At 33.3% G+C, this 23,240-nt stretch carries 26 protein-coding genes and 1 other RNA gene; 4 read left to right on the top strand and 23 right to left on the bottom strand.

Annotated features, from left to right (window positions below; genetic code table 11):
• Positions 1-13 precede the first annotated feature (13 nt).
• Together rplT and rpmI are read right to left on the bottom strand one after the other, a co-directional pair.
• Positions 14-373, bottom strand: a complete 360-nt coding sequence (gene rplT / locus FJR48_RS01040) for a 50S ribosomal protein L20 (RefSeq protein WP_152306327.1) — start codon at positions 371-373, stop codon at positions 14-16.
• Between the two features lie 97 nt (positions 374-470).
• Positions 471-662: a 50S ribosomal protein L35 gene (gene rpmI, locus FJR48_RS01035; protein ID WP_152306326.1), complete on the bottom strand. Its 192-nt coding sequence runs from the start codon at positions 660-662 to the stop codon at positions 471-473.
• A gap of 199 nt (positions 663-861) precedes the next feature.
• Between rpmI and FJR48_RS01030 the strand changes: the two genes are divergently transcribed.
• Complete coding sequence (locus FJR48_RS01030; RefSeq protein WP_152306325.1) at positions 862-1,089, top strand: hypothetical protein; 228 nt, start codon at positions 862-864, stop codon at positions 1,087-1,089.
• Here FJR48_RS01030 and FJR48_RS01025 read toward each other — a convergent pair.
• The 17 genes from FJR48_RS01025 to FJR48_RS00945 all read right to left on the bottom strand — a co-directional run bounded on the left by FJR48_RS01025 (position 1,086) and on the right by FJR48_RS00945 (position 17,714).
• Entirely contained in the window at positions 1,086-2,753 is a 1,668-nt protein-coding gene (locus FJR48_RS01025) for a nickel-dependent hydrogenase large subunit (protein WP_152306324.1), read from the bottom strand. The two genes, FJR48_RS01030 and FJR48_RS01025, sit on opposite strands and share 4 nt — an antisense overlap.
• Positions 2,740-5,145, bottom strand: coding sequence for a hydrogenase small subunit (locus FJR48_RS01020; RefSeq protein WP_152306323.1), 2,406 nt, complete (start codon positions 5,143-5,145; stop codon positions 2,740-2,742). Before FJR48_RS01020 ends, FJR48_RS01025 begins: the two co-directional genes overlap by 14 nt.
• A gap of 12 nt (positions 5,146-5,157) precedes the next feature.
• Positions 5,158-5,676 carry a PulJ/GspJ family protein gene (locus tag FJR48_RS01015; protein WP_188108593.1) on the bottom strand — a complete coding sequence of 173 codons (519 nt, stop codon included), beginning with the start codon at positions 5,674-5,676 and terminating at the stop codon, positions 5,158-5,160.
• A complete protein-coding gene (locus FJR48_RS01010; RefSeq protein ID WP_188108592.1) occupies positions 5,676-6,128 on the bottom strand; it encodes a type IV pilus modification PilV family protein in 453 nt (150 codons plus the stop codon). The genes FJR48_RS01015 and FJR48_RS01010 overlap by 1 nt, the downstream gene beginning before the upstream one ends.
• A 32-nt stretch (positions 6,129-6,160) precedes the next feature.
• Positions 6,161-7,681 (bottom strand): GspE/PulE family protein, encoded by a 1,521-nt coding sequence (locus FJR48_RS01005; RefSeq protein WP_241856079.1) that lies wholly within the window; start codon positions 7,679-7,681, stop codon positions 6,161-6,163.
• A complete protein-coding gene (locus FJR48_RS01000; protein WP_152306320.1) occupies positions 7,681-9,582 on the bottom strand; it encodes a secretin N-terminal domain-containing protein in 1,902 nt (633 codons plus the stop codon). Before FJR48_RS01000 ends, FJR48_RS01005 begins: the two co-directional genes overlap by 1 nt.
• Positions 9,569-10,384: a hypothetical protein gene (locus tag FJR48_RS00995; RefSeq protein WP_152306319.1), complete on the bottom strand. Its 816-nt coding sequence runs from the start codon at positions 10,382-10,384 to the stop codon at positions 9,569-9,571. Before FJR48_RS00995 ends, FJR48_RS01000 begins: the two co-directional genes overlap by 14 nt.
• Entirely contained in the window at positions 10,368-10,898 is a 531-nt protein-coding gene (locus FJR48_RS00990) for a hypothetical protein (RefSeq protein ID WP_152306318.1), read from the bottom strand. The genes FJR48_RS00995 and FJR48_RS00990 overlap by 17 nt, the downstream gene beginning before the upstream one ends.
• Positions 10,892-11,299: a hypothetical protein gene (locus FJR48_RS00985; RefSeq protein WP_152306317.1), complete on the bottom strand. Its 408-nt coding sequence runs from the start codon at positions 11,297-11,299 to the stop codon at positions 10,892-10,894. The genes FJR48_RS00990 and FJR48_RS00985 overlap by 7 nt, the downstream gene beginning before the upstream one ends.
• Positions 11,296-12,108, bottom strand: coding sequence for a hypothetical protein (locus tag FJR48_RS00980; protein ID WP_152306316.1), 813 nt, complete (start codon positions 12,106-12,108; stop codon positions 11,296-11,298). The genes FJR48_RS00985 and FJR48_RS00980 overlap by 4 nt, the downstream gene beginning before the upstream one ends.
• Positions 12,098-13,021, bottom strand: a complete 924-nt coding sequence (locus FJR48_RS00975) for a hypothetical protein (protein WP_152306315.1) — start codon at positions 13,019-13,021, stop codon at positions 12,098-12,100. Before FJR48_RS00975 ends, FJR48_RS00980 begins: the two co-directional genes overlap by 11 nt.
• Complete coding sequence (locus FJR48_RS00970; protein WP_152306314.1) at positions 13,021-14,235, bottom strand: type II secretion system F family protein; 1,215 nt, start codon at positions 14,233-14,235, stop codon at positions 13,021-13,023. Before FJR48_RS00970 ends, FJR48_RS00975 begins: the two co-directional genes overlap by 1 nt.
• Positions 14,232-14,762: a prepilin-type N-terminal cleavage/methylation domain-containing protein gene (locus FJR48_RS00965; RefSeq protein WP_152306313.1), complete on the bottom strand. Its 531-nt coding sequence runs from the start codon at positions 14,760-14,762 to the stop codon at positions 14,232-14,234. The genes FJR48_RS00970 and FJR48_RS00965 overlap by 4 nt, the downstream gene beginning before the upstream one ends.
• A gap of 5 nt (positions 14,763-14,767) precedes the next feature.
• Positions 14,768-15,202: a type II secretion system major pseudopilin GspG gene (gene gspG / locus FJR48_RS00960; protein WP_152306312.1), complete on the bottom strand. Its 435-nt coding sequence runs from the start codon at positions 15,200-15,202 to the stop codon at positions 14,768-14,770.
• Positions 15,203-15,294: 92 nt separating this feature from the next.
• Entirely contained in the window at positions 15,295-17,049 is a 1,755-nt protein-coding gene (locus FJR48_RS00955) for a carboxypeptidase-like regulatory domain-containing protein (RefSeq protein ID WP_152306311.1), read from the bottom strand.
• A 192-nt stretch (positions 17,050-17,241) separates the two neighbouring features.
• Positions 17,242-17,339, bottom strand: an RNA gene (ffs, locus tag FJR48_RS00950) — signal recognition particle sRNA small type.
• 39 nt (positions 17,340-17,378) lie between these two features.
• Positions 17,379-17,714, bottom strand: coding sequence for an Hpt domain-containing protein (locus FJR48_RS00945; protein ID WP_152306310.1), 336 nt, complete (start codon positions 17,712-17,714; stop codon positions 17,379-17,381).
• A 59-nt stretch (positions 17,715-17,773) separates the two neighbouring features.
• On the opposite strand from FJR48_RS00945, the gene FJR48_RS00940 reads away from it, so the two are divergent.
• Positions 17,774-18,232, top strand: a complete 459-nt coding sequence (locus tag FJR48_RS00940) for a hypothetical protein (protein ID WP_152306309.1) — start codon at positions 17,774-17,776, stop codon at positions 18,230-18,232.
• The gene (locus FJR48_RS00935) at positions 18,229-18,918 is read left to right on the top strand and encodes an SDR family NAD(P)-dependent oxidoreductase (protein WP_152306308.1); all 690 of its coding nucleotides are present in this window, start codon (positions 18,229-18,231) and stop codon (positions 18,916-18,918) included. The genes FJR48_RS00940 and FJR48_RS00935 overlap by 4 nt, the downstream gene beginning before the upstream one ends.
• 1 nt (position 18,919) lies before the next feature.
• On the opposite strand, the gene FJR48_RS00930 is transcribed toward FJR48_RS00935, so the two are convergent.
• The gene (locus FJR48_RS00930; protein ID WP_152306307.1) at positions 18,920-19,174 is read right to left on the bottom strand and encodes a hypothetical protein; all 255 of its coding nucleotides are present in this window, start codon (positions 19,172-19,174) and stop codon (positions 18,920-18,922) included.
• A complete protein-coding gene (gene fliS, locus FJR48_RS00925) occupies positions 19,164-19,535 on the bottom strand; it encodes a flagellar export chaperone FliS (protein WP_152308344.1) in 372 nt (123 codons plus the stop codon). The genes FJR48_RS00930 and fliS overlap by 11 nt, the downstream gene beginning before the upstream one ends.
• 211 nt (positions 19,536-19,746) lie before the next feature.
• Between fliS and fliD the strand changes: the two genes are divergently transcribed.
• Complete coding sequence (gene fliD, locus FJR48_RS00920; protein ID WP_152306306.1) at positions 19,747-21,117, top strand: flagellar filament capping protein FliD; 1,371 nt, start codon at positions 19,747-19,749, stop codon at positions 21,115-21,117.
• Here the strand turns inward: fliD and FJR48_RS00915 are convergent.
• Together FJR48_RS00915 and FJR48_RS00910 are read right to left on the bottom strand one after the other, a co-directional pair.
• Positions 21,114-21,824 carry a nucleotidyltransferase family protein gene (locus FJR48_RS00915; RefSeq protein WP_152306305.1) on the bottom strand — a complete coding sequence of 237 codons (711 nt, stop codon included), beginning with the start codon at positions 21,822-21,824 and terminating at the stop codon, positions 21,114-21,116. The genes fliD and FJR48_RS00915 overlap by 4 nt on opposite strands.
• Positions 21,825-23,237 carry a PfkB family carbohydrate kinase gene (locus tag FJR48_RS00910; protein WP_152306304.1) on the bottom strand — a complete coding sequence of 471 codons (1,413 nt, stop codon included), beginning with the start codon at positions 23,235-23,237 and terminating at the stop codon, positions 21,825-21,827.
• Between the last annotated feature and the right edge of the window lie 3 nt (positions 23,238-23,240).

The following is a 23,240-nucleotide window of genomic DNA, read 5'->3' as shown; positions in this document are numbered from 1 at the left end:
TAGCTAATTTTTGCTATTTAGATAGAGCTTTTTTAGAAGCTTCAACAACTGCACTAAATGCTGCTGCATCGTTCATAGCCATATCAGCTAGAATTTTACGGTCTAGTTCGATACCGGCTTTTTTAATACCATTCATAAATGTAGAATAGTTCATACCGTTTAAACGAGTCGCTGCATTGATACGGATAATCCATAGTTTACGGAAATCACGTTTCTTTTGTTTACGATCTCTGTGTGCATATACTAATGAACGCTCTAATTGTTCTTTAGCTTTTCTAAAGTGTTTACGACGACCACTATAGAAACCTTTTGCTAGTTTTAATAATCTTTTGTGTCTTCTTCTACGAACAACACCTGTTTTTACTCTTGGCATTTTTTTCCTTTATACTTTACCCAGTTGCTCTTATGCAAGCGAGGTGTCCCTTATGGACTTGCCCAGTTATTTAACTGGAGATTTTAAATTAACTGTCTTAGTTAATCATTTCCTTAATACTTTTCTCATCAACTTTAGCTATCACTTTTGGAGTGTTTTGCTTGCGACGAGTGTTTGCATCTTGTTTAGTTAAAATGTGACTTCTATAAGCAGTACCGCGCTTAACAGAACCGTTTTTCTTAACTTTAAAACGCTTTACAGCGCCTTTTACCGATTTCATTTTAGGCATCGATTGTCCTTTCGCGTAAAATTCTCATACACTAATTTAATTTTATTTACGAACAAGTCCGCAAATAAATCGCTAGCCGCTCGGGCACAAAAGCTTTGCTTTCTTTAGAAAAGCTTGTCTCTTATGAGCCAGAAAAATTAGTATAAATTGAGGATGGGATTATACCCAAATTTTTTTTAAAGTTCGCTATAATATTAAAATGAATTCTATTAAACATATACAAAATGCCCTTGACGAACTAGATGCAGAGGTACAGACTATACTTGCAAACTGGGATATCCCTTTAAATGAAAAAGATAACCTAATGTTACCGATTCTCCAACAAAAAAAGGTTTTAACACAAACACTAGAAGATTTGACATATCTAAAAAATAATCCTCCAAAGCCAAATCAACCTTGTGGAATATCAAAATATAGAAACGACTAGAGAGTTTTAATTTTATAGCGGCTTAACTCTTTACCTTTTGTATCTATGATGTGCACGGCACAAGCCAAACATGGGTCAAATGAGTGTAGAACACGTAAAACTTCTAAAGGTTTGGAAGTGTCTTGCACTTTTATACCTATAAGTGCCTCTTCATATGCACCGCGAAAACCATCTATGTTTTTAGGCGTGGCATTCCAGGTCGTAGGTGCAATTACCGAGTAGTTTTTTATCTTTGCATCTTCAATATCTATCAAGTGTGCTAACACACCCCGAGGTACTTCTAAAAATGCTCTGCCTTTAGTATTTTTTGGCTTCTTTTCAAACTCATACTTGCTCCAGGTATCGGTGTCGTAATACTTGATATTTTGAATAAGGCGTGAAACAAGTTTAAAAACATATTCACATACATAATTACTCTCTATAGCTCTTGCAGCGTTTCTACCTATGGTTGTCGATAAATCCATCATCTCTAAGTTTGTCTCATCCAAAAACTCATCCACAAAAGACTTGATAAGCTCATTATCCCTATGGTAAGAAACCAGTACACGTGCAAGCGGTCCAGTCTCCATAGTCTTACCATCATACCTTGGAGCTTTTATCCAAGAGTATTTATCATCTTTTTTTTCTGTTTTTAAAGTACCGTCTTCGTTTAGGTCCGTATAACATATCTCATCATTTTCATCATACCAAGCGCGATCAACCTCTTCTGTTATTTTTGACTCGTCAAACTCCTCAATATTTTTAAAGTCATGTCCGTATATAACACCGCTGCAAAAAAGTTTTTTCTCACCTTCGAACTCATAACCGCCTACACACATAAAGTTTCCGTTAGCTCTTCCGACACCTTGTTTTATCTCATCTCTGTAAACCATAGATATCAGTTTCATATCCGCCAAGTATGCACGTTCAACAAACTCTTTTGCCTCTTTCATAATAAAAAGATAATCATTCAGCCTCTGAGGATTTAACATATCTGCGACGCTTGTCACACCGCCTACTACCAGACTTTGAGGATGCGGTGTCTTACCGCCGAATATTGCAACCGCTTTAGATATTTGTGTTTGAAATCTTAGTGCATCCAAATAATGAGAGAGGACTATAAGATTTTGTTCAGGGCTTAACTTATACTCGCTATGACCCCAATAAGCGTTTGCAAACGGTCCTAGTCTTCCTGATTTTACAAATTTATTTAGTTTTTCTAAAACATTTTCATAATGAGACACAGAATTTCTATAAGGTTTTTTTGTATATTTAGGTGCTTCTTTGGTAGCGCTTTTGGCATCTGCTTCTAAAGCGGATGTAACGTCTGCAAAATCAAGAAGATGAAGATGATAAAAATGTACAACATGGTCTTGTATAAAAAGTGCCATAGCCATTAAGTCACGGATTATATCAGCATTTTTTGGAATCTCAATAGAGTATGCATCTTCAACACTTGTAATAGCACCTCGAAAGTGCGAGTTTGTACAAACTCCGCAAATACGTCCTGCCAAAAGTCCTGCATCTCTTGGATCACGCCCTTTTAAAATAGTCTCAATTCCGCGAAAAAGCTGTCCGCTAACCCAAGCTTCTTTAACTATACCCTTATCATCTACCTCAACTTCGGCTCTTAAATGACCTTCTATTCTAGTAATCGGGTCTATAACTATTTTACTCTTCTTCATATTTTCTCTCATTTGCAAATTTATCAAAAAAGTTATGTTCGGTACAAGCCATGCATCCATGTCCCGCTTGAACAGGCCAGCTAGTAGCAGAATTAAACTTCATAGTCGGACAATTTACATTTGCATAAGGACCTTTACAACCCATCTCAAAAAGACACCACCCTTTTTTAGCCCCTGCATCTCCCCACTCTTTTACGAACTCTCCAAGTTCATAATGTCCGCGACGCTCGCAGTTATCATGCACACGCCCCTCATATGCCCAAAGCGGACGGTTAAATTTATCAAGTTCGGGCAACTCTTCAAACATGAGGTATGAAAGTAAAGTACCTACTATGTTTGTCGGATTTGTAGGACATCCGGATAGGTTTATGACATCATCCCTACCAAGTGCTTCAGCTACACCGACTGCACCTGTAGGGTTTGGATAAGCTGCCACAACCCCTCCGTCATACGCACATGAACCCACGGCCAAAATCAAAGTTGCATCTTTTGCACAACGTTTTAGCAGTTCATACCCCGTCTCACCTTTTGGACCAAGACGCAAAAATTTACCATCAAGCCCTAAGGGTACTGCACCCTCTACTATTAAAATATATTCACCCTTTTGGGTTTTAATAATATCTTCTAAAATGGTCTCACTTTCATTACCAGATGCCGCCATAATGAGTTCATGATAATCAAGCGAGATATAATCAAAAATCAAATCCTCTATGGCAGGATTGGTTGACTTTATAAATGCTTCACTGTTTCCGCTGCAATCACTAAGTTCCAGCCAAATTATAGGGACTCTATTTAGAGCACATACCGCACCTTCTATTACCTGTTCAAAATTTGGATGTAACTTCATTGTCGCCGTTACCATTGATATCCACGAATTTACCTCATGTTTTCCAATATCCAAAGACTCCATGGCATTTTCAAGATTTTCCTGTGTTAACTCATTTCTTGGATGCAGGGCGTTAAACTTATCTATACGTCTTTTAACCTCGGCTATTTCATGCTCACGTTTAATATCCTCTACACTTTTTCTAGGCATATTTGGGTCAATCAAACTTTGAGAATCTTTTATAATATCACTTACCATCATTTTACAACGACCACAAACCCGTCCCGCATTCGAAAATTCGGCTAACTCGGAAAAATCACGTACACCTGCTTGGGTTACAATATCAACTAAATCTTTATGATAAAGATGCTCACACGAACATACAAGACGACCTCGTTCACCCACTACACGGTTTTCATAAAGGTAGTTTATATCTACTTCATTGCCCTCTTTTATAAGCGACTCTATATATCCCACATCTACATTTGAGTTTATACCTATAAAACGGGTTAGTTTATTATCGTTTAAAAAATACTCATCGATTCTGTTAAACTCTTTTGAGCTTATTACGACTTTCTCAAACCCGTCTCTAAACTTAGCAGATGATACTTCGACCAAATCAAATTCGCCGACTTTAAGCATATCTATACTTACATCAAGTTCAAACTCTTTAACATCATTTTGAAGTATATGCGATATTGCCGCATCAGCTTGTGCCGTACACTCTTTTACATGTCCGGCTATAAAACCAAGTTCTTCAACCTCTGCACACTCACCTACTGCATATATATCATCCTCGGTTTGCATATATCTGTTTGTAAGTATCCCCTTGTTGCATCTGAGTGATTTTTTAAATGGCTCTATATTTGGTTTTATTCCTACACCAAAGATTATATATGGATTTTGAATTTCTAGCTTTTTAGTTTTAAGGGTTTTTATCTCATTATCTTTTATAAGGGTATCAACTATTTCATCTTCAAAAGATATTTTAATTTTTCTATCTTTTATATAGCAGTTTTTAATAAGCTCTATACTCTCTAAAGACAGGTTCTTATCATAAAGATGTTTGGAGCGGATAAGAAGTGTTATATTTTTAACCTCATCCATATCATTTAGAGTCTCTAAGAGTTCTAATCCTATAGGTCCGCTTCCTACAACAACCAACTCTCTATCGTTTAGATTATGTTTAATATCCAAACAATCATTTGAACTTCTAAAAACACTTACATTTTTTATATTTTCATCTAAAAGATTTAAAGGCTCTGATCCCGTTGCTATGATTAGTTTATCGTAAGAAAACATAGAGTCATCCGAATAGATGCGCTTTTTTTCTTTATCTATAGAATTTATTTTTTGTTCTAGTTCTAAGTTTACGGTTGGGTCTAAATGGAGTTTTATGTCGTTTATATCTGAGCTTCCATCAACTAAACGGCAAAGATGTATCCTGTCATAAGGCGGATATTTTTCATCGCTTAAAATTGTAATATCTACTGAAGAATCTTGTTTTTTAAGATTGTTTGCTATATAAACTGCAGCTATACCACCGCCAATTATTAAAACCCTCATAAAAATACCTCATCATATCTCGTTTAAAGCTTTTACTTTTAATAGTATATTATTTTCATCTTTAAATCTTGCATCTATAAGATATGAGTCATTATTTTTTGATTTGAAAACTTTAAATTTTTTTACTTCACCCATTACATCTATATCGGCTCTAATATCTGCAGCAAAGGGGTACTCTTTTATCTCTTGCAGAGATTCTACTCTGTAGAGTATTTTATTTTTTACAAGATAAGTTATATATGGGTTGTATCTTTTATGAATGGAGTTTGAGCCGGCAAATGTAACTATATCTTCTTCTGTATCTTTCTCAAGGTATGTGACTCTATCTTTATCATCTTTTTTTACAGATAATGCAAAATCGAGATAAATAGTTCTTTTTTTTAACTCTATAGATTTTATTGCTTGTGATTTTTCTTTATATATCTCATTTGATATATTTAGTGCATCGTAAGCTTTATATAGTGCTAGCATCAAAATAGAGAGTATCGTTATGGATATTAGGAGTTCAATTAGGGTAAAGGCGCTACGCACTATGGTATCCTAACCCTTATAAGAGATGCAGACAAGTTTTTTGTATGGATAATACTCTTACCGGTTTCAATAACTAAATCTGCACCCTCATCAAATTCACTCATATCCAATATATCTAATTTTTTATAATCTATATTTAGTTTAATAGATGAAAATTCCCGTCTAAGCTCACTGTCTAGTTCAAACTCATCGCACAAGTTTTTCATAGTGGTACTTTTTCTCTCTAAACCAAAATCATTATTAGCTATAAAAAAAGAAAGATATTGATTTATTTTTGCATTTTGATCTATTTTTTCATAGATAAAACTCGAATTCCCTCGCATCTGAAGTATAGCACCGATAACTACGGAGATTATCATAACGGCAATCATAACCTCAATTAAAGTAAATCCATTGCGTGCGGATTGAGCGTATGAAACATTTTTGTTAAAAAAATGTTTACGGGAGCTCAAAATAGATCCGCACGTACTCTTCGAGCAATACATTAGGAATGTCCCAAACCAATTCTTATAGCCTCATCTAAAGATGTCTTACCCTCTAAAAGCATTTTTGAGAGTTGGTTGGCTATAGTTTTTAGACCTTCTTTTTCCAACGCTGTTTTTATCGTATGCTCATCTGTCGTAGTTTTTAGCAAATCTTTTACACTGTCTTGCATAACTAAAAGTTCGCCTATAGATTTTCTACCTATATAACCGCTATATCCACAACTCCTGCATCCGCAGGCTTTATAAATTTTTGCATCGCGAGGCAGGTTATAATCCTCTGCAAAATTCTCAGCCAAAACATCTTCTTCTTTACAGTCTTCACAAAGTACACGTACAAGTCTTTGAGCTAAAATTCCAAGAAGAGAAGATGAGATTAAAAACGGTTCAACTCCCATATCGGCTAAACGTGAAATTGTAGCTGCTGCCGAGTTTGTATGCAGAGTCGAGAACACAAGGTGTCCCGTAAGTGCGGCACGAACTGCAATATTTGCCGTTTCTTCATCACGAATCTCACCTATCATAATCACATCGGGGTCTTGACGCAAAATTGAGCGAAGTGCAGATGCAAAAGTAAGTCCGACTTTTTCATTTACCTGGATTTGCGAGATATTATCGCTTTTATATTCAACAGGATCCTCAACCGTTATGAGATTTTTCTCGGGAGTCTCTACTTCACGCAAAAACGAGTGAAGAGAAGTTGTTTTACCGCTTCCTGTTGGACCAGTTACAAGGATAATACCGTGAGATGAGCGGAGAAGTTTTTTAACATCCCCTATAATAGAATCATCAAATCCAAGTTCAGTTATTTGAGGTATTTGGCTACTTTGCATAAGAAGCCTCATAACTACGCGTTCCCCGTAAAAGGTCGGTAAAATAGATACACGTATATCTAAAGTCTCACCTGCTATTTTGATTTGAGTACGACCGTCTTGCGGGATACGTTTTTCGGAAATATCCAAGTTTGAGATAACTTTTATACGACTAACTATCAGACTTACGACCTTTTTTTCCAAGTCCGCATTTTTTGTAAGCATTCCGTCAATTCTGAAACGAACTTCACCTTTACTCTCGCCTACTTCTATATGTATATCCGATACTTTTTTCTTAACGGCTTGATAAAAAAGTGCATTTACAAACTTGATGATAGGTGCTGATTCTTCACTTGTTAAGATATCGCTGGATGTGCGTAAAAAATCGGTAAGTGAGATATCCTCATCTTCATCCTCACTTTTTGTACCGTCTTCTTGCATAGTCTCTATAGCTTTATCAGTGCGGAGTTCCAAGAAGCGGTTGTATAATTGATCAAATGAATCTTCATCTAAAAGTTTAAATGGATACTTTACAGATAGTTTTGAGTAAAAGTTTGTAGCCTCTACCATATAACGCTCACACGTTAATGCAGTCACCTCATCCTCTACAAGAGAAAAAAGAAGATAGTTTTTTCTTAGAAGTTCAGTCTCCAGCTCTTCTAGTTCATAAACTTCCAGTTTTAAATCGTGGAGAGGTTCAAGTTTTATCACTACTCTATCTCCTGCATTTGTGCTTGATTCATAGCTTTTACTTTATCTGAATTATTTTTATCTTCTTCTTTTGCATCTGTATTAAAACCTTGTTTTTCTATGTTTTGAAAAACTTCTAAATTGTACTTTTGTTGAAGATTTTCAAGCATTCCCAAATCTTTTTGCAGTTGTGATAATTTTTCACTGTTGCTTACAACATACGGTGTTAAAATAACTATTAGATTATCTTGTTGGGTTTCAACCGAGTTATGAGCAAACAACAACTCTCCAAGCCATGGAATATCACCGAGTAAAGGAACTTTAGAGACCTCATTTTTATCATAACTCTTTACAAGACCTCCAACTATTATGCTCTCACCGTGACGTAAGATTGCTTGTGTTTTAACTTCTTGTTTAGTCGTTATAGGATGTCCGCTTTCACTCTCACCTATTATATTTTCCAAAACAGCTTCTGCATTTAAAGTAACTTTATCGTTTGATGATACACGAGGTTTTAACTTTAGTGTCAAACCTATCTCATCAGGTTTAAAGTTATCGGTAATACCACTAACTGAATTGTTTGTAGTACCTGATTTTACATATACCGTTTTACCGACATATATTGATGATTCTTGGTTGTTTACACAAAGTATAGACGGATTGGATATAGACTTACTTGCTCCGTTTTTTTCTAAAAACTCTATAGCAGCACCAAGGGCAAGTGCATCAAAACCAACTGCAATATCACCGATTGCACCATTTGTAATACTATCTACTAGTGCAGCTCCAACACTACCTGCAACTGCACTTCCGCCAAAGTTTCCGGAAAAAGAGTAAAGTCCGCTAGATGTTAAAGATGCCCCGTCAAAACCATACTTTATTCCTAGATTCTCAGCATCGTTTTTACTAATCTCTATAATTCTTGCCTGAACGTAAACTTGGTATTTTTCCTTATCAAGCTCATCTATAATCTGCTTGATACCTTTTAAAATTATAGGATCACCCATAGCGATTATGGCATTTATTTCATCAGATGCACTTACGTTTGGTTTCATGCTAGGGTCTTTATATGTCTGTTTTGATATTATCTCGGTTAAACTTTTTAAAACAGACGTTGCATCCGAATTTTTAAGCGAATATATCTGTACACCGTTGTTTGCTGAGTTAGATTCAACATCTAGTTTAGATATTAAATCTTGTACTTTTTTTATGTTTTCTTTTATACCTACAAGTATTAAAGAGTTTGTATTTTCATCTACGACTATTTGAACATTTTGAGATACGATTTTTTCATTAAAGAGTGACTTTGTAATAGAGTCAAGTTTATTTTTTATAGTCTTGGCTTCGGTATTTTTTATACTTTGCACTTGAACATTCATAGCGGAGTTTTCAATTATATCTTTAACAACTTTTTTTATAGTTTCAATATTTCTTGGATAATCCGTTACCAAGATTGTGTTTGACTCTTTCATAGTCATCAGTTTAGCCGTTTTTGAAATAAGATAACGGATTTTTGCAGCTACAATATCTACGTTTTCACCATTAACCTTGATGCTTTGAGTAACCATAAACGCACCGTCTGCACGCTTACCTTTTTTAATAACTTTAGCATTGTACTTTGCTGCATCTACAGAGCGAACAAGTTCTAAAATAGAACCTTTTGCGATTATGGTATAACCCTTTGATTCCAGTACGGATACCAAAACATCCATAAGTTCGTCATCATAAATAGGTGCAGTGCTTATTAAATCTACCGTACCGTTTATATTGTGATTTATTAATATATTTTTATTTGTAATTTTTGAAACAAGTTTGATAAAATCTTTAATTTCTAAATTTGAAAGGTTTATATTTACCTCTTGTCTTGCTTGCAGACTTACAACCAAAAGCAAGCCTATAAATAATGATTTAATTAATTTCATATACTATCTCCTTTTCAATTCCGTTACGGATTACTACAATCTGTACGACGTCTATATCTTTAATTTTTGAGTAAATATTAAGTGCATCCCTGTAAGATTTTAGTACTACATTGTTTGCCTTAATGATAATATCGTCTTTTTTAAGTCCCAAAGTTGCAATTTTTGAATTTGGTTTTATTCTTGTAACTTTAAAACCTTTTATCGCTTTACCATCTTTAACTTCCATTATAGATATCTCTTTCCAAATATCTTTAGGGTTTTTTGCGTAATGCTCGATATCGTTCTTGCTAACTATTTTTTGACTTATCTGCTCATCGCCGTTTGCATCTCTAACTTTAGATTTAACATTTTGTGTATTGATTTTTAAAGCCTCTAAATTTAAAGTATATTTTGTTGAGTTTTTTGTAAATGTTGCAGATTTTTTCTCAATACCTACAAGTTTATAACCCTTATAAACTTCCCCTACTTCAACTATTTGAGTATCTTTAGGTTTTGATTTTAAAGCTACTATTATAAAACCGCTGTTTTGAGTACCGTAAAGACCTTTTAAAATCATATTTGTCATACTTATACCGCTTTGCACAAACTCTTTTTTAGATGATTGTGCAGTTTGTGCAGTGTTTAACATATTTTTAAAATCTACCCTTTGATATTTTGGCTGGTATGATTCCTCTATACTTAGTTCAATCCCGTCACTAGGAAGAAGGTATAAAACTATAAGAGATATAACTTTTGCAGCTACCAACAACATCAACAACATACTTATGATTTTTAAGATTGGGGAATTAGAAAGTTTTTGCATATTCATATCCTCCATCTTTTGATTTTTGTAAATTTCTCAAGGTGTTTGTATATTTTTGACTCATTATCTTTGAGGGTTCAAGTTTCAAAAGCATTTTTTTCTCTAGTAAATTTACCTCTGCTTTTACTTCGCCGAATCCACCGCTTGATACTGCGACTATATTTAGGGGATTTAATATAGTGTATGTAATATCTATCGTTTTTACGTCTGTCGGAACAAAAGAAGCTGCCGTAGATGCAAGCGTTATATCACTTAAACTTACTTTGTTATATATACCAAACAGGGCAATGTTTACATCTTTTATTTTGGCACTCTCTATCTCTTTAAAAGTAACTAAGGCATCTTTTACACCTAAGGTAAAACCATTATCGACTACATTCTCATCAGTTACAATAACACCATATGGTTTTAATTGCATCTCTGCAAAATAATAGAGTGCAACTTTTGGAGTAAAATACATAAGTGCTAAAACAAAAAATAGCGAGTATCCGAACACTTTAGCCAGCTTTACCATTTTATCTCCAACTCTAAGCTAGCTTTTTGTTCACTTAATCTTTTAACTGTCATTTTTGTAATATTGTAGGTAGAATTAAGCAGTTTGCCCATTAAAAAATCAAGTGCTTTTTTATCCATACTTTTACTTTTAAGTTTTAAAGTATTTTTTTGATACTCTGCATCTATAGCTGCCGATTTTAAATAAGAGTGTGCCAAAAGTCTTCTTATAGCCCTCTCGTTCATTTTTTTATTTGAATATGCTTTTTTAAGAGAGCTAAGTTCATTCGCTATTTTTTGAATCTCTTTAAAACTCTCTTTCTCTTCATTTAAAGATTTTTTTGCAGAACCGAGTGAATATATGGACAAAGCTAAAACCATTATAAGCAATGCACCTATATATAATGGGTTGATACGATTCATGATTCAACCTTTAAGGTATTGTTTTTATAAGTTATAAGTTTTATATTTTTTTGTTTTAGTTTTTTTGCAAGCTCTTGTCTTAGCTTTGTTTGGTTTTTATGAATATCTTTATATTTTTTCAAAAGTGCTTTATTTTGAAACATTGTAGGTTTTAAGTCATACTTTGTAAAAAGCTCACTTTTTTGCTCTTGCAGTGAAGCTATCTTTTGTTTTGTTATAAAATATTCTGCAAAGAAAAGTAAAGAAAAAACAACTAAAACAGCAGCTATTTTGTATAAACTTGAATTATCGACAATATGTCCAAACTGAGCTAAAGTTATAGTATGACGTGATAATTTTATAGAATCTAAGTTTATATTCCCGCTCTCTTCTATCCAGCAACAAGGTACTAATGTAACAACACCGTCTTTTACGTAGATGCTTTGAGTTTCATTTATTTTAACCGCACCTTGCAAATCATGTAAAACAGATTGCGCAAAACGTACACTAGCTATATTTGAAGAGCTTATTCCAAAACTAGATGCCAAATCTATAATACGCTTATCTTCATATGCAAAAATAAAATAGCTTCCGTCTAAACTCTCATCTTTATAAACACTATAGCTGTAATTACCCTCAGGTAAAATATCTTCAAATAAGCTAGGCAATAATTTTTTTACTTCTCTGACATATTTAACCGGTAATTTCACCTTTTGAACCCAGTAAAGCGATGGTGACAATATCAAATCTATTTTTTCATCACTTGTTACAGTTATAGATGAGTGTGGGTCTAAAAAGACTATTCTATTTTTTTTCACATTAAATTTCATAAGAAAAATTATACCCTTTTGTCTGTTTTATATCATATTCAAAGCTGATGTTCGCTGTTTTTTTCCCTTGAATAATTTCTAACCCTACATCTAAAAACATTCTGGATTCAGTTGAATCACACAATTTAAACCCTTGTATCTCACTAAGATTTGAATCATTTGCATCTTCGGGTATATACTCTTGTGCAGCTTCAAGTGTTATGCCCTCAAGCATATGTCTGGTCCACGCTGTCATATATAAATTATCTATACAATAATCACTTTGTGTCGTGTTGTTATCCTTTGAGCCTGTTTTACCGACATAAAAAATATCTTTAAAATTTATGGCAGATAAATAGTTTTCATAATAAGTATTTTTATAATATTCGTTTATCTCATCAAGATGTTCGTATGATGCTATATAATCACGAAAAATATCCGGTTTTGCTTCTAAAATACCTGTTGAAGGAGCATAGTTAATATCATATTTTGAAACCGAATCCCTTAACATATCCACATAGCTTAGATTCACATTGTATCCGCTCAAAAAACTTTTAAACTGTTGTAGTTGCTTTGGTTCTTCCTGATTATCAACTACTTCTAACTCTAGCAAATCATTTAAATTTACTTTTCTTCTGGCACTTTTTATAGAGATTACAACTTTTATATCTTCGATTTCAAAAGGGATAAATTCACTCTGTGCCAAAAAAATATCAAATGCTTCGCCAGAATCATCGTCTTTAATAAGTTTTAATTCCTGTGAATTTTTTAAAAAAGTTAAAACATCATCAATAATTATATTTGTCTGAAGCAAAAAATTTTCATCTTTTATGGTTGCTTTAGCTTCATTAACATACTTAAAACCGATACCTATACTTATAGTTATCGCCATTATAAAAAACAGAGTTATTAAAAGTGCTATACCTTTTTTCATTAGCTGATGCTCATTGAAAAAATAGGAAGTAACATAGCAGCTACGATAAACCCGATACTTGCACCTACAAACAACATAAGTGCAGGTTCAAGCAGAGTTAAAAGCATTCCTATTTTATCGCGGTTTTCTTCAAAATAAAGCTCACTCGTATTTGTCAGTACATTTTGAAGTTGACTTGTCTCTTCACCCAAAGCAATAGACTGAATAAAAGCATTGTCGATTTTTACATTTGAGTTGTTTAAAGCAGAAGATAGCAGTTTCCCCTCAACTACTTTTTTGCTGGCAAGTACAAACATATCTTTTAGTACCAGATTATTTAAGATGTTCGCACTTAAGTTTATTGTCTGGACAAAAGGGACTCCTGAGCGTGTAAGCAAAGATGCAATGTATGAAAAACGTGCCAGCTCGCTTTTTTGAACTATCTCTCCAAAAAGCGGCAGTTTTAGAAGAAGTTTATGTATCATATATGCAAAAGATTTACTCTTTTTCATCAATATTAAAAATATAACGACAAATGCAAACAAAAAGCCCAAAAGTGTCGTAAAGTTATTATTAAAAAAATCCCCCATCGCTATAACAAACTTTGTAGGAGTAGGAAGTTCTTGATCCATTGATTCAAATATTCCTGTAATTTCAGGTACTACGAAAGCGAGCATAAAAGATATCATAACTAAAGAGATGATTATCATAAAACTAGGATATGCAAATGCACCTTTTATCTCTTTATTTATAGCATCTTGCTCTTTTAAAAAGCGGCTAAGTTCCATCAAAACCTCATCTAAAATACCACCGTTTTCACTTACCTTTATACTCTCTATATAAAAACTCGGAAGCTGGGCAACTTCTTGAGTGCTTAAAGCCGTATAGAAGTTTTTTCCCTCATCCAGATGCGTACTTACAGTGCTTAAAAAGAGTTTCATCTTTTTGTTTTTTTCATAATGTGTTTGCACTATTTTTATAGCTGAGACTATAGATATACCTGAACGGATATACATGGAGAGTTCCCGTGAGAGAGCTGAGAGTTCTTTTGAGGGAATTTTATATTTTCCTAAAACAGAGATACTTTCAAAAATAGACGGGCTGTCTTCTTCTATACTTTGGAGGATTATACCGTTTGCTTTTAGTTTTGACTTTGCTTCATTAAGACTTGAAGCCTCTACTTTAAGTGAAAGTTTTTTCCCTTCGTTACTTACACCCTTGTACTTAAATATCATCTAAGTACCTCTTGATATAAATCTTCTCTAACATCACTTATGTCAGATGCGCTCAAATAAACTTTTGTATTTGTAAAATATGGAGAAAAATCATAAAACTTATCTTTATATTCGACTATCAACTGTTCACTTACCCCATTTGTATCTACACTTAAAGAGAAACATATCTCTTCTTGTGTATTTTCATAATTAAAAAACACTTTATTTTGTAAACTTACCAAGCCATAGTTTACGTCGTATCTATAAACTTTAACATCTTCATCTAAAAAATCTTCAAACTCTGCAGATGCATTTGCATCTAAGACACCGTCAACATAAAGATTACAACTTTTGCACTTGTCTAAACATATGAGTTCTGCATAGTTATTTTTACTTATTTTATTTAGCAAAGATTTTAGATTTAATAGTGTCGGTTTTACTTTGTTTTGCTTTACATTTTCAAAGTTCGATATAGCAAAAGTATATACAACCCCTACTATAACGACGACTATAAGAAGTTCAATTAGGGAAAATGCGGAGCGTTTCACTAAACCTACTTACACTCACTCATCTTAATATCGGCAGCTTCATTTTTACCACCCTCTTTTCTATCGGCACCTAAAGAGATAAGCTCTACAATACCGTCATCATTTATATATACAAAGTCGTTACCCCAAGAATCCTTTGGAAGTTTGTTATCTTTTAAATATCCGCTTTTAGAATAGTTTGGATATTTTTCTTCATCAGGGTTTTTTGTTAACGCTTCTAAGCCCTCTTCAGTTGATGGATACAGAGAGTTATTTAGTTTAAACATATCTAGTGCACCGTTATAAAGAGATTTCATCTGAACACACACCAAATCTCTTTTAGCTTCTTCGCCTTTCCCTGTGAGGCTTGGCATCACCATAGCTGCTAAAAGACCCAAAATAACGATAACTATCATTAACTCAATTAAAGAGAAACCCGCACGTGAATTTTTGTTTTGCATATATGTAACCTTATTTTTGATAATGGTTATTATACTATCCTATTGTTACTAATTTGTTACTGATTTAGCGTTAAAACAAAATTAAGTATATTTTATTTTGAAGGTAAATTTTCAAATATACCTATCTCTGAGCTTCTACTAGAACTTGCAAATATTGTACTGTCGTAAACATCATTACCTATCATCTCATTTACAGGATAAATATTTCCATATGAATCCATATTAAATACATGCCATATATCATGATATCCGACACTATTTGTACTAGGAGCGGTAAATGTACGTGCCGTACCATTTTTTGTATTTACTATAACCTCTGCATTTCCTTGACTCATTGTACCTGTTCCTGAGTAATGATGCACATAATATTTATACATCCCACCACTTTCAACCTTACATATAGTAGTTGTTTCAGGTAGTAAACCGTTAGTAGAAGATGTTCTATCACGATCTAGTGAAGCTAATATTCCAAGAGAACAAGCATCGTTGCTAGAATAATAGTTACTGCTTCTTATAGTCCTATTGGCAAAATTTAGATGGTAACGTCCTGAAACTGAATCTGGTCCTGTTAAATGAGAATCTAAATCTGATGGATCGGCATCCCAATTTAAAGTGATTGTTGCGAAAAAATTTGTTGAAGCATTAATTGCTGTTAAATCCGCTAACATACTAAAATCATATTCGGTAGAACCTCCGTATATATTTATATTTTTAAAAACTTTATAATATAAATCGTGCTGCATCTCAACCGTATAAAAACCATAAGGTAAATTAATACTAAATGTACCGTTGCTATCTGTAGAAGTAGTAGCTACAGGTGTTGCCAACCTTTCACCAAAACCGCTTCTTATAATAAGTGTAGCATCTGATATACCCGTATCAGCTGTTCTAGCATCTATTATCCTACCCGAAAGTGCTGTTGTCCCTGAAGCTCCTGTTGGTAACATAGGGACATCTCCTACAGATGTTTCAGTAAAAACAAATGACGGAATATTTGGTACTAATTGATCTTCATACCCGGTAGCTGTTATTGTAAAGTCATATACCCGAACTGTCTCAACTGCCAATGTAAAACTACCGTTAATATCTGTTGTAGTGCTTACACTATTTCCCATTCTATCCGTAGCAGTGATATTTGCATTAGCTATAGGATTATCTGTAGTAATATCATAAATTATTCCTGAAGCATTTATCTCATTTACATCAATGTTGTAATTTAATGTATTTAATATATTACTGTTGATGCGAATGATAACATCATCTTCATATATGTCAATATCTAGTGCATCTAAAAGAGCATCATAGCCTTCATGGTTCGCTGAAAATTCATCGCTAAAATGGTCAAAACCATCAACATCGTTTGCTGACATAGTTGTAGATATATAATTATTTAACGTAGTAATAGAATTTTGCACGTTTTCATCTATGTTTGAAGGAGAATTTGCACTTTGAAACTGATTAAACATATAACTTGCTCCCCCTGAGGTCTCCAATGCTACGGCAGCGTGATTTACAATATAAGATGTCAATGGAGTTACATTTACATTTTTATTCGGTGTAGCCGTAAAAGAATATAGCGTTGATCCGTCTCTATCAAGTACAGCCTTTATCATCATGGGTGAAAATAAATATGTAGTATCTGCCGAATAATTTCCTTGAGAATCCGCATTTGTAACAACAGTTTCGCCATTTGATCCTACTATCGTTACCGTAGCTGATGCAGCTTCACCCGTAGCTACTGTACCACTTATTTGGCTTACTGCAAATCCACCTGAATTAGAATTCCCGCATCCACCTAATATTAATATAGCGGTTATTATAGTTAAAACTACTTTTTTACTAAACATTAATATTTCCTTCTTTTAAAATTAAATTTATTTTACTCTACTAACAATTAAAGAATTATTAATGCAAAATAACATTTACAAACATTTTTGTTATTATGGAAAAAGATATACAATAATTAAATGCAAAAAATTTATAATGTGTTTAAAACTATGTGTTAATTATTGATGGATTTAAAAGATAAGAAAGGGTGCCTCCCCCCAGATACCTGCGGCACATAGCAAAACAAGGTGTGCTGCTGTATTCCTACCCTGACACGATGCCTTAAATCACCATTGCACAGGTCTAAAGAGAAGCGATGAAATTGTAGCTAAATATATTTAAACAAAGATTATTTTATAGTAGAGATTGCTTCTTTTATTGCCTTGAGGTAGCCTTCGTAATCAAAACTTTCATCGGCTTCTGCTCCTGCGAATTCCATTTCCTTGGACATTTCATAAAGTTCATTAAATTTTAAATTACCAGAACTCCCTTTGATAAAGTGTGCGTCTGCTTTAATAGCAGCATAATCTCTTTTATTAATCGATTCTTCTAATTTAGCCAAACCTCCATCTGCTTCTTCAAGATAGCTAGCTATTAAGATAGGTACGTGTTTGGCACTTAAACCTATACTTGCAGCCATCTCTTCATGGTCTAAGTTTGAGTAATCTGCATGAACTATCGGCATAATAAAAGTCCTTATATTATTTTGATAAAATTATATCAAAAAAAAATAATGTGGTATAAATGATATATATAATATTAGCTCTAAAAAGCGAAGCTCAAGCTTTTGTCGATAAATTTCAACTTGGTAAAGATAAGCAAAATGATATCGTGAGTATAGTTATTAGCGGAATCGGTTCAAAAAAAATGTTTGAAGCTGCATCCGAAATCGTAAAAAAAATGAACCAAACTGACACAATAGTTAATGTAGGAATATGCGGAGCAAGTAAAAAATATAAAATTGGTCAACTGTTGGATGCAAAGGATATCAAATTAACTTGCGTTGAACATGAAGTTAATTACGATAAGTACGATGTTGTAGATATGGAGAGCAAAGGTTTTATAAAAGCTACTAAAGATGTAAAGAATAGCTTTATATTTAAAATAGTAAGCGATTATTTTGAACCTCAAAAGGTTACAAAAGATATGGCTAAAAAACTTATATTTGAAAATATAGATGAGATAATGGAGAAAATATCATGAAACAGGCACTTGTAACAGGAAGTAGTAGCGGAATTGGTCATGGCATCTCTCTAAGATTGCTAAAACTTGGATATAAAGTTATAGGTATAAGCAGAAATATTCCTAGTGATTTGATAAGAGATAAAAACTTTACACATATAAAGTGTGACCTCTCAGATGAAAAACAGACACTCTCGCTTTGTGAGAATTTAAAAAAGCAAAATATCTTTATTCTAGTTAACTGTGCGGGCATAGGAGTGTTTGAACCACATGAGGAATTAAGCTTAAAAACAATTACTCAAATGAGTTTTTTAAACCTAACTACACCTATGCTTTTAACTAATGCCACTTTAAGAAGTTTAAAGAAGAATGATGGATATCTAATTAACATAAGTTCAATAGAAGCACTTCGTGCTTCTAAATTTGCCTGTGTTTATTCAGCCACTAAGGCAGGTCTAAAATCTTTTAGCGATTCATTGTTTGAAGAAAGCAGAAAAAGCAATTTAAGTATTACTAACATAAATCCGGATATGACCCAAAGTAACTTTTATGAGTCTTTGCGTTTTGACGTAAGCGATAAAGACAACGAAAAACTTTTAACTTCGGATATTGCCGATGCTCTCGAGCATATACTAAATATGCGAAAAGGTGCTGTTGTTAGTGAATATACTGTTAGAAGTTTAAATTTTGGAATTAAAAAAAAGTAATTTAAGATTTAATATCTAGTTTATTTGTCGGATTACTTTGAGTAGAGTTTAAAAACTCTAAATTTTTTTTGATTTGTTTCATGGATGCAGAGGTCTCACTTTTTAACTTAAGAAGTAAAACCATAGCCTCTTTTAAAAGATACGATGCTTTTTGCATTTCCTCTTTGTTTTTAAATTCAGGAAGGGTATTTAAAAGTTCGTCTAGTTTATCCGTATCTTTTTCAACGATGGCAATCTGAAGCTTATTAAGCCACATTTGTACTCTCTCTCCAAGCTTCAAGTAAACCTTTAAATACATTACTAACTTCGTCTATTTTTGCAACATCTCCATCGACACTTGCATTTGTCAATAAAGTGATCTCATAATTGTACAGTCCCTCAAGATATAAAGATATATCACCTTGTGTTTTATCAAGTGTAATTAAAAGTTCAGTTATGATTGCAATAGAACGGTTAATCCAATAAACTTTTTTTTCAATATCCCCGTCTTTTATAGATTTTTTTGCTTGGGCATTAAAACGAAGAACCCCTTCATATAACATCTCTATAAGTCTTGTCGGTGATTCTATTCCTACATTATTTTGAGCATAAGTATTATGAGCGGCAGTTCCATACATTTTAGATCCTTTAGTTGTTAAATTATTCATATTTTTCGAATCGTTCATGCTAAGTATATCGACAGCAATATTCTTTTCTTTAGAGATTTTAGACCTAAATTTCATAATTTTTTACTGGAATAATCCGTGCTTAATATTATTAAAGTTTTTTACAAAACTGTCGATTTTAGTCACATAGAATATATAAATATATAAGATAAAAGGATTTATCATGGCTGGTATAAGTTCACTAGGTGTAGGTTCGGGTGTTTTGACTGCTGACGTAATTGATCAGTTAAAAGAAGCAGACGAAGCACAAATCCTAACTCCGATAGAAAACAAAGTAACTCTTAACAATCAAAAGCAGGATGCTTATACACTTTTATCATCTTTAATGAAAACTCTCAAAAGTAGTGCTTCTGCACTTAGTTATGACACTATATTTGACAACAAAACAGTAGATGTAAGCGGAAATGCAGAAGTTACTGTAGAATCAGGTGCAAATATAGAATCTTTTACACTTGAGACTGTAACTTTAGCAAAAAAAGATATTACAAAATTTGGTGCATTGGCTTCAAAAGAAACTAACGTAGCTAGCGGTACAGGTACCTTAACTATAGGTGCATACACTGTTGATTATGATGCTACTACTACTTTATCAGATTTGGCTCAAGCAATTACGGACAAATCAAACGGTGATATAGAAGCTTCAATACTTCAAACAGGTGACGGTGCATATTCACTAGTCGTATCTTCAAACCAAACCGGAGCCGATCAAGCTCTTACTATCACTGATGATACAGGCTTATTGGAACCGGCTCTTATGACTGCATATGATGCCGTAACAAATCCTGACGGTTACCAAAAAATCCAGACTGCTTCAGATGCGGAGTTTAAGTATAACGGCATTACGACTACAAGAAGTACAAACGAAGTTAGCGACTTAATTCTCGGTGTAAATATAACATTAAAAGAAGAGGGTGATTTTTCTAATGTAACTATCGAACAAGATACTGAACCTTTAATAGGTGAAATGCAATTATTTGTAGATTCATATAATTCACTTATGCAAAATTTAGATGATATGACTGTTTATGATGAAGATAGCGGAGCAAAAGGTGTGTTTAACGATGAAAGTTTTGTTAGAAATATCAGAAGTGACTTAAACAGTGTTATTACATCTATGAGTAACGGAGAGTCTTTAATGCAGTACGGACTTGATCTTGACAGAAGTGGGATTATGAGTTTTGATCAGAGTGTACTTGAAGAAAAAATGGCAGATGATCCCGACGCTGTTAAACTTTTCTTTTCAGGTGGAACAGACAGTAACGGAAATGACAGAACAGGTATTTTTGAAACTATAGATGATAAAATAAATTCCTATACAGGATATGGAAAATTATTAAGTAATTTTGAAACCGGTTTAAAGTCAGATGCTACAAACCTTAATGAAAGTTATACTCGTGCAAAAGAGATGCTTGAGAACAGATATGAAATCATGACTAAAAGATTTACGGCATATGATGCAATGATTAGTAAAATCAATGCTCAGTTCTCATCTCTTCAGATGATGATTTCAGCAGAGGTTAATTCTGATAGCTAGGATTTTACAAACTCTGCAGATTCAATCTGTGCTATAGCATAACTTTCTATAGTGCCGATATCTCTGTGATATGCATCATTTAAGAAAGTGTTTATCTTTCCAAGATAATTTGGTAACACATCATTACTGAAGTCGATATTTTTTTTATTTAATGATTTTAAATACTTAAAAATATCAGGCTCACAAATATATACAGCTCCATTTGCTAAGTTTGATGGAGGATTTTCTACTTTTTCATGAAATTTTTGAACAACACCTTGCTCATCTAACTCAACTATCCCGCAACTACTTGGGTTATCCGTATGAAAAAGCATCATAGTAATATGTGTATTATTTGGACGATTTTTATGGGTATTAATAAAACCTTTAAAGTCACAAAAAGATAAATTATCGGCATGAACCAAAAAAAATGCTTCATCGTCAAAGAAATCTCTATTTTCTAAAAGAGTACCCCCCGTATTTAGAAGTGTTTTCTCGTAAACCAAAGTAACTATGTTTTTGTATTTACTATTGCTTATAAACTCTTCAACTTGTTCATGTAAATATGAAGTGTTTATCAAAAATTGAGTTACACCGGATTTTGATAAACTATCAAGCCAGTATTCCAATAAAGGCTTCCCGTTAATCGGAACCAAACACTTTGGAATTTTATCGGTAACAGGTCTTAATCTTGTACCTAATCCGGCAGCTAATAACAATGCCTTCATTTACTCAAGTTCTCTTAAAATTTCATCTTTTTTTATAGGAATGTTTCCGACACGGCTTACTTGAATTGCAGCTGCCAATGAACCAAGATATGCACTCTGCCAAATATTTGAACCTACAGCCAAAGCCATAGAACTACAAGTAAGTAATGAATCCCCCGCACCACTTACATCTTTTACATTAGATCCAAGTGCTCTGATATTATCCGTTAAAAGTTTTTCATTAGGATTATTATATATCATAATACCCTCTGCACCTAAAGTTGTAAAAATATAATTAGAAGATGTTTTTTTAGATAGCTTGTCAGATAATACTACAAGACCAGATTCAAAATCATTTAAAGAGAGTCTTATCTCCCTTTCAGTCGGTGTCACTAATGTCATGTTTTTAAACTTTGATATATCTCCGACCTGCGATGAACTTTGTGAATCGGCTGACATAAAAATATTTTTTTCAAGTCCAAGATTAGAGATGTGATTTATTACATTATTTGTAAGTATCCCATAAGAAAAATCTGAGAATAAAATCAGATTAATACCATCTATAGAGTCTTTAACATATTCTAATATATTGTTTTGTATATCTTTCGAGATGCTATGCTGTTTTAGATGGTTTACACGCAATAGAGTTTTACCGTTAGCACGAAATCTTTGCTTAAGAGTTGTTGGGCGTGTACTATCACAAAAAAGTTTTGTTTCAATTCCCAAGTCATCTAGTCCGGATTTTACATAATTATGATTCTCATCATCTCCGACAACAGATATAAACTTAACATTCGCACCTAAAGTTCTAGCATGAGATGCTACTATAGCTGCACCACCTATAAACTTATTTCTGGCAAGTGGACTTACAACAATTGTTGGATCCTCTTGACTCATTCCCAAAGGCTCACAAGTGATATACTCATCAACTATAGTATCACCAATTACCAATATATTTAGTTTAGAAAATTTTTCAACTATATCTTTTAACTCTGAAAACTCTAACTTATGTCTTGATATATATTCGAAAGAATGTTTTGGTTTAGAGTCAAATTCTAAAAACTCTTTTTGAAGTAAATCCATAGATGAAAAAGCTATCTCTCCTGAACTAAATAGAAGTTTTCCACCATAAGAAGCTAATATCTCTAACTCAGGGTTGTCCAAATATTCATATTCCTTACCCTTAACTACTATGTCCGGTTTTTGTTCATGAATATAATCTAATGCATTTGTAGGTAGTATAAAAGCTTCATCAACATAACTTGTGGCTTTTATGGACTCTAACCTAATATCCTGTGTAACACCCTTTTGATTGATTTCATCAGAGTTTAAGCCTACAATCAAATAATCACCGCTGCCTTTTGCAAACTTTAAAAGTCTAAGATGCCCAGGATGTAAAATGTTAAAATCGCCGCTTACAAATACTTTTTTCACAAA

The organism is Sulfurimonas lithotrophica (assembly GCF_009258225.1).
Taxonomy (GTDB): domain Bacteria; phylum Campylobacterota; class Campylobacteria; order Campylobacterales; family Sulfurimonadaceae; genus Sulfurimonas; species Sulfurimonas lithotrophica.
Note: the sequence above shows the minus strand (reverse complement) of the source record. Positions and strands in the feature narration are given on the sequence as shown.

Excerpts from the sequence above, each read along its gene's own strand:
- rplT (WP_152306327.1), bottom strand. The coding sequence starts at position 373 with ATGCCAAGAGTAAAAACAGGTGTTGTTCGTAGAAGAAGACACAAAAGA.
- rpmI (WP_152306326.1), bottom strand. The coding sequence starts at position 662 with ATGCCTAAAATGAAATCGGTAAAAGGCGCTGTAAAGCGTTTTAAAGTT.
- FJR48_RS01030 (WP_152306325.1), top strand. The coding sequence starts at position 862 with ATGAATTCTATTAAACATATACAAAATGCCCTTGACGAACTAGATGCA.
- FJR48_RS01025 (WP_152306324.1), bottom strand. The coding sequence starts at position 2,753 with ATGAAGAAGAGTAAAATAGTTATAGACCCGATTACTAGAATAGAAGGT.
- FJR48_RS01020 (WP_152306323.1), bottom strand. The coding sequence starts at position 5,145 with ATGAGGGTTTTAATAATTGGCGGTGGTATAGCTGCAGTTTATATAGCA.
- FJR48_RS01000 (WP_152306320.1), bottom strand. The coding sequence starts at position 9,582 with ATGAAATTAATTAAATCATTATTTATAGGCTTGCTTTTGGTTGTAAGT.
- FJR48_RS00995 (WP_152306319.1), bottom strand. The coding sequence starts at position 10,384 with ATGCAAAAACTTTCTAATTCCCCAATCTTAAAAATCATAAGTATGTTG.
- FJR48_RS00990 (WP_152306318.1), bottom strand. The coding sequence starts at position 10,898 with ATGGTAAAGCTGGCTAAAGTGTTCGGATACTCGCTATTTTTTGTTTTA.
- FJR48_RS00985 (WP_152306317.1), bottom strand. The coding sequence starts at position 11,299 with ATGAATCGTATCAACCCATTATATATAGGTGCATTGCTTATAATGGTT.
- FJR48_RS00980 (WP_152306316.1), bottom strand. The coding sequence starts at position 12,108 with ATGAAATTTAATGTGAAAAAAAATAGAATAGTCTTTTTAGACCCACAC.
- FJR48_RS00975 (WP_152306315.1), bottom strand. The coding sequence starts at position 13,021 with ATGAAAAAAGGTATAGCACTTTTAATAACTCTGTTTTTTATAATGGCG.
- FJR48_RS00970 (WP_152306314.1), bottom strand. The coding sequence starts at position 14,235 with ATGATATTTAAGTACAAGGGTGTAAGTAACGAAGGGAAAAAACTTTCA.
- gspG (WP_152306312.1), bottom strand. The coding sequence starts at position 15,202 with ATGCAAAACAAAAATTCACGTGCGGGTTTCTCTTTAATTGAGTTAATG.
- FJR48_RS00955 (WP_152306311.1), bottom strand. The coding sequence starts at position 17,049 with ATGTTTAGTAAAAAAGTAGTTTTAACTATAATAACCGCTATATTAATA.
- FJR48_RS00945 (WP_152306310.1), bottom strand. The coding sequence starts at position 17,714 with ATGCCGATAGTTCATGCAGATTACTCAAACTTAGACCATGAAGAGATG.
- FJR48_RS00940 (WP_152306309.1), top strand. The coding sequence starts at position 17,774 with ATGATATATATAATATTAGCTCTAAAAAGCGAAGCTCAAGCTTTTGTC.
- FJR48_RS00935 (WP_152306308.1), top strand. The coding sequence starts at position 18,229 with ATGAAACAGGCACTTGTAACAGGAAGTAGTAGCGGAATTGGTCATGGC.
- FJR48_RS00930 (WP_152306307.1), bottom strand. The coding sequence starts at position 19,174 with ATGTGGCTTAATAAGCTTCAGATTGCCATCGTTGAAAAAGATACGGAT.
- fliS (WP_152308344.1), bottom strand. The coding sequence starts at position 19,535 with ATGTATGGAACTGCCGCTCATAATACTTATGCTCAAAATAATGTAGGA.
- fliD (WP_152306306.1), top strand. The coding sequence starts at position 19,747 with ATGGCTGGTATAAGTTCACTAGGTGTAGGTTCGGGTGTTTTGACTGCT.
- FJR48_RS00915 (WP_152306305.1), bottom strand. The coding sequence starts at position 21,824 with ATGAAGGCATTGTTATTAGCTGCCGGATTAGGTACAAGATTAAGACCT.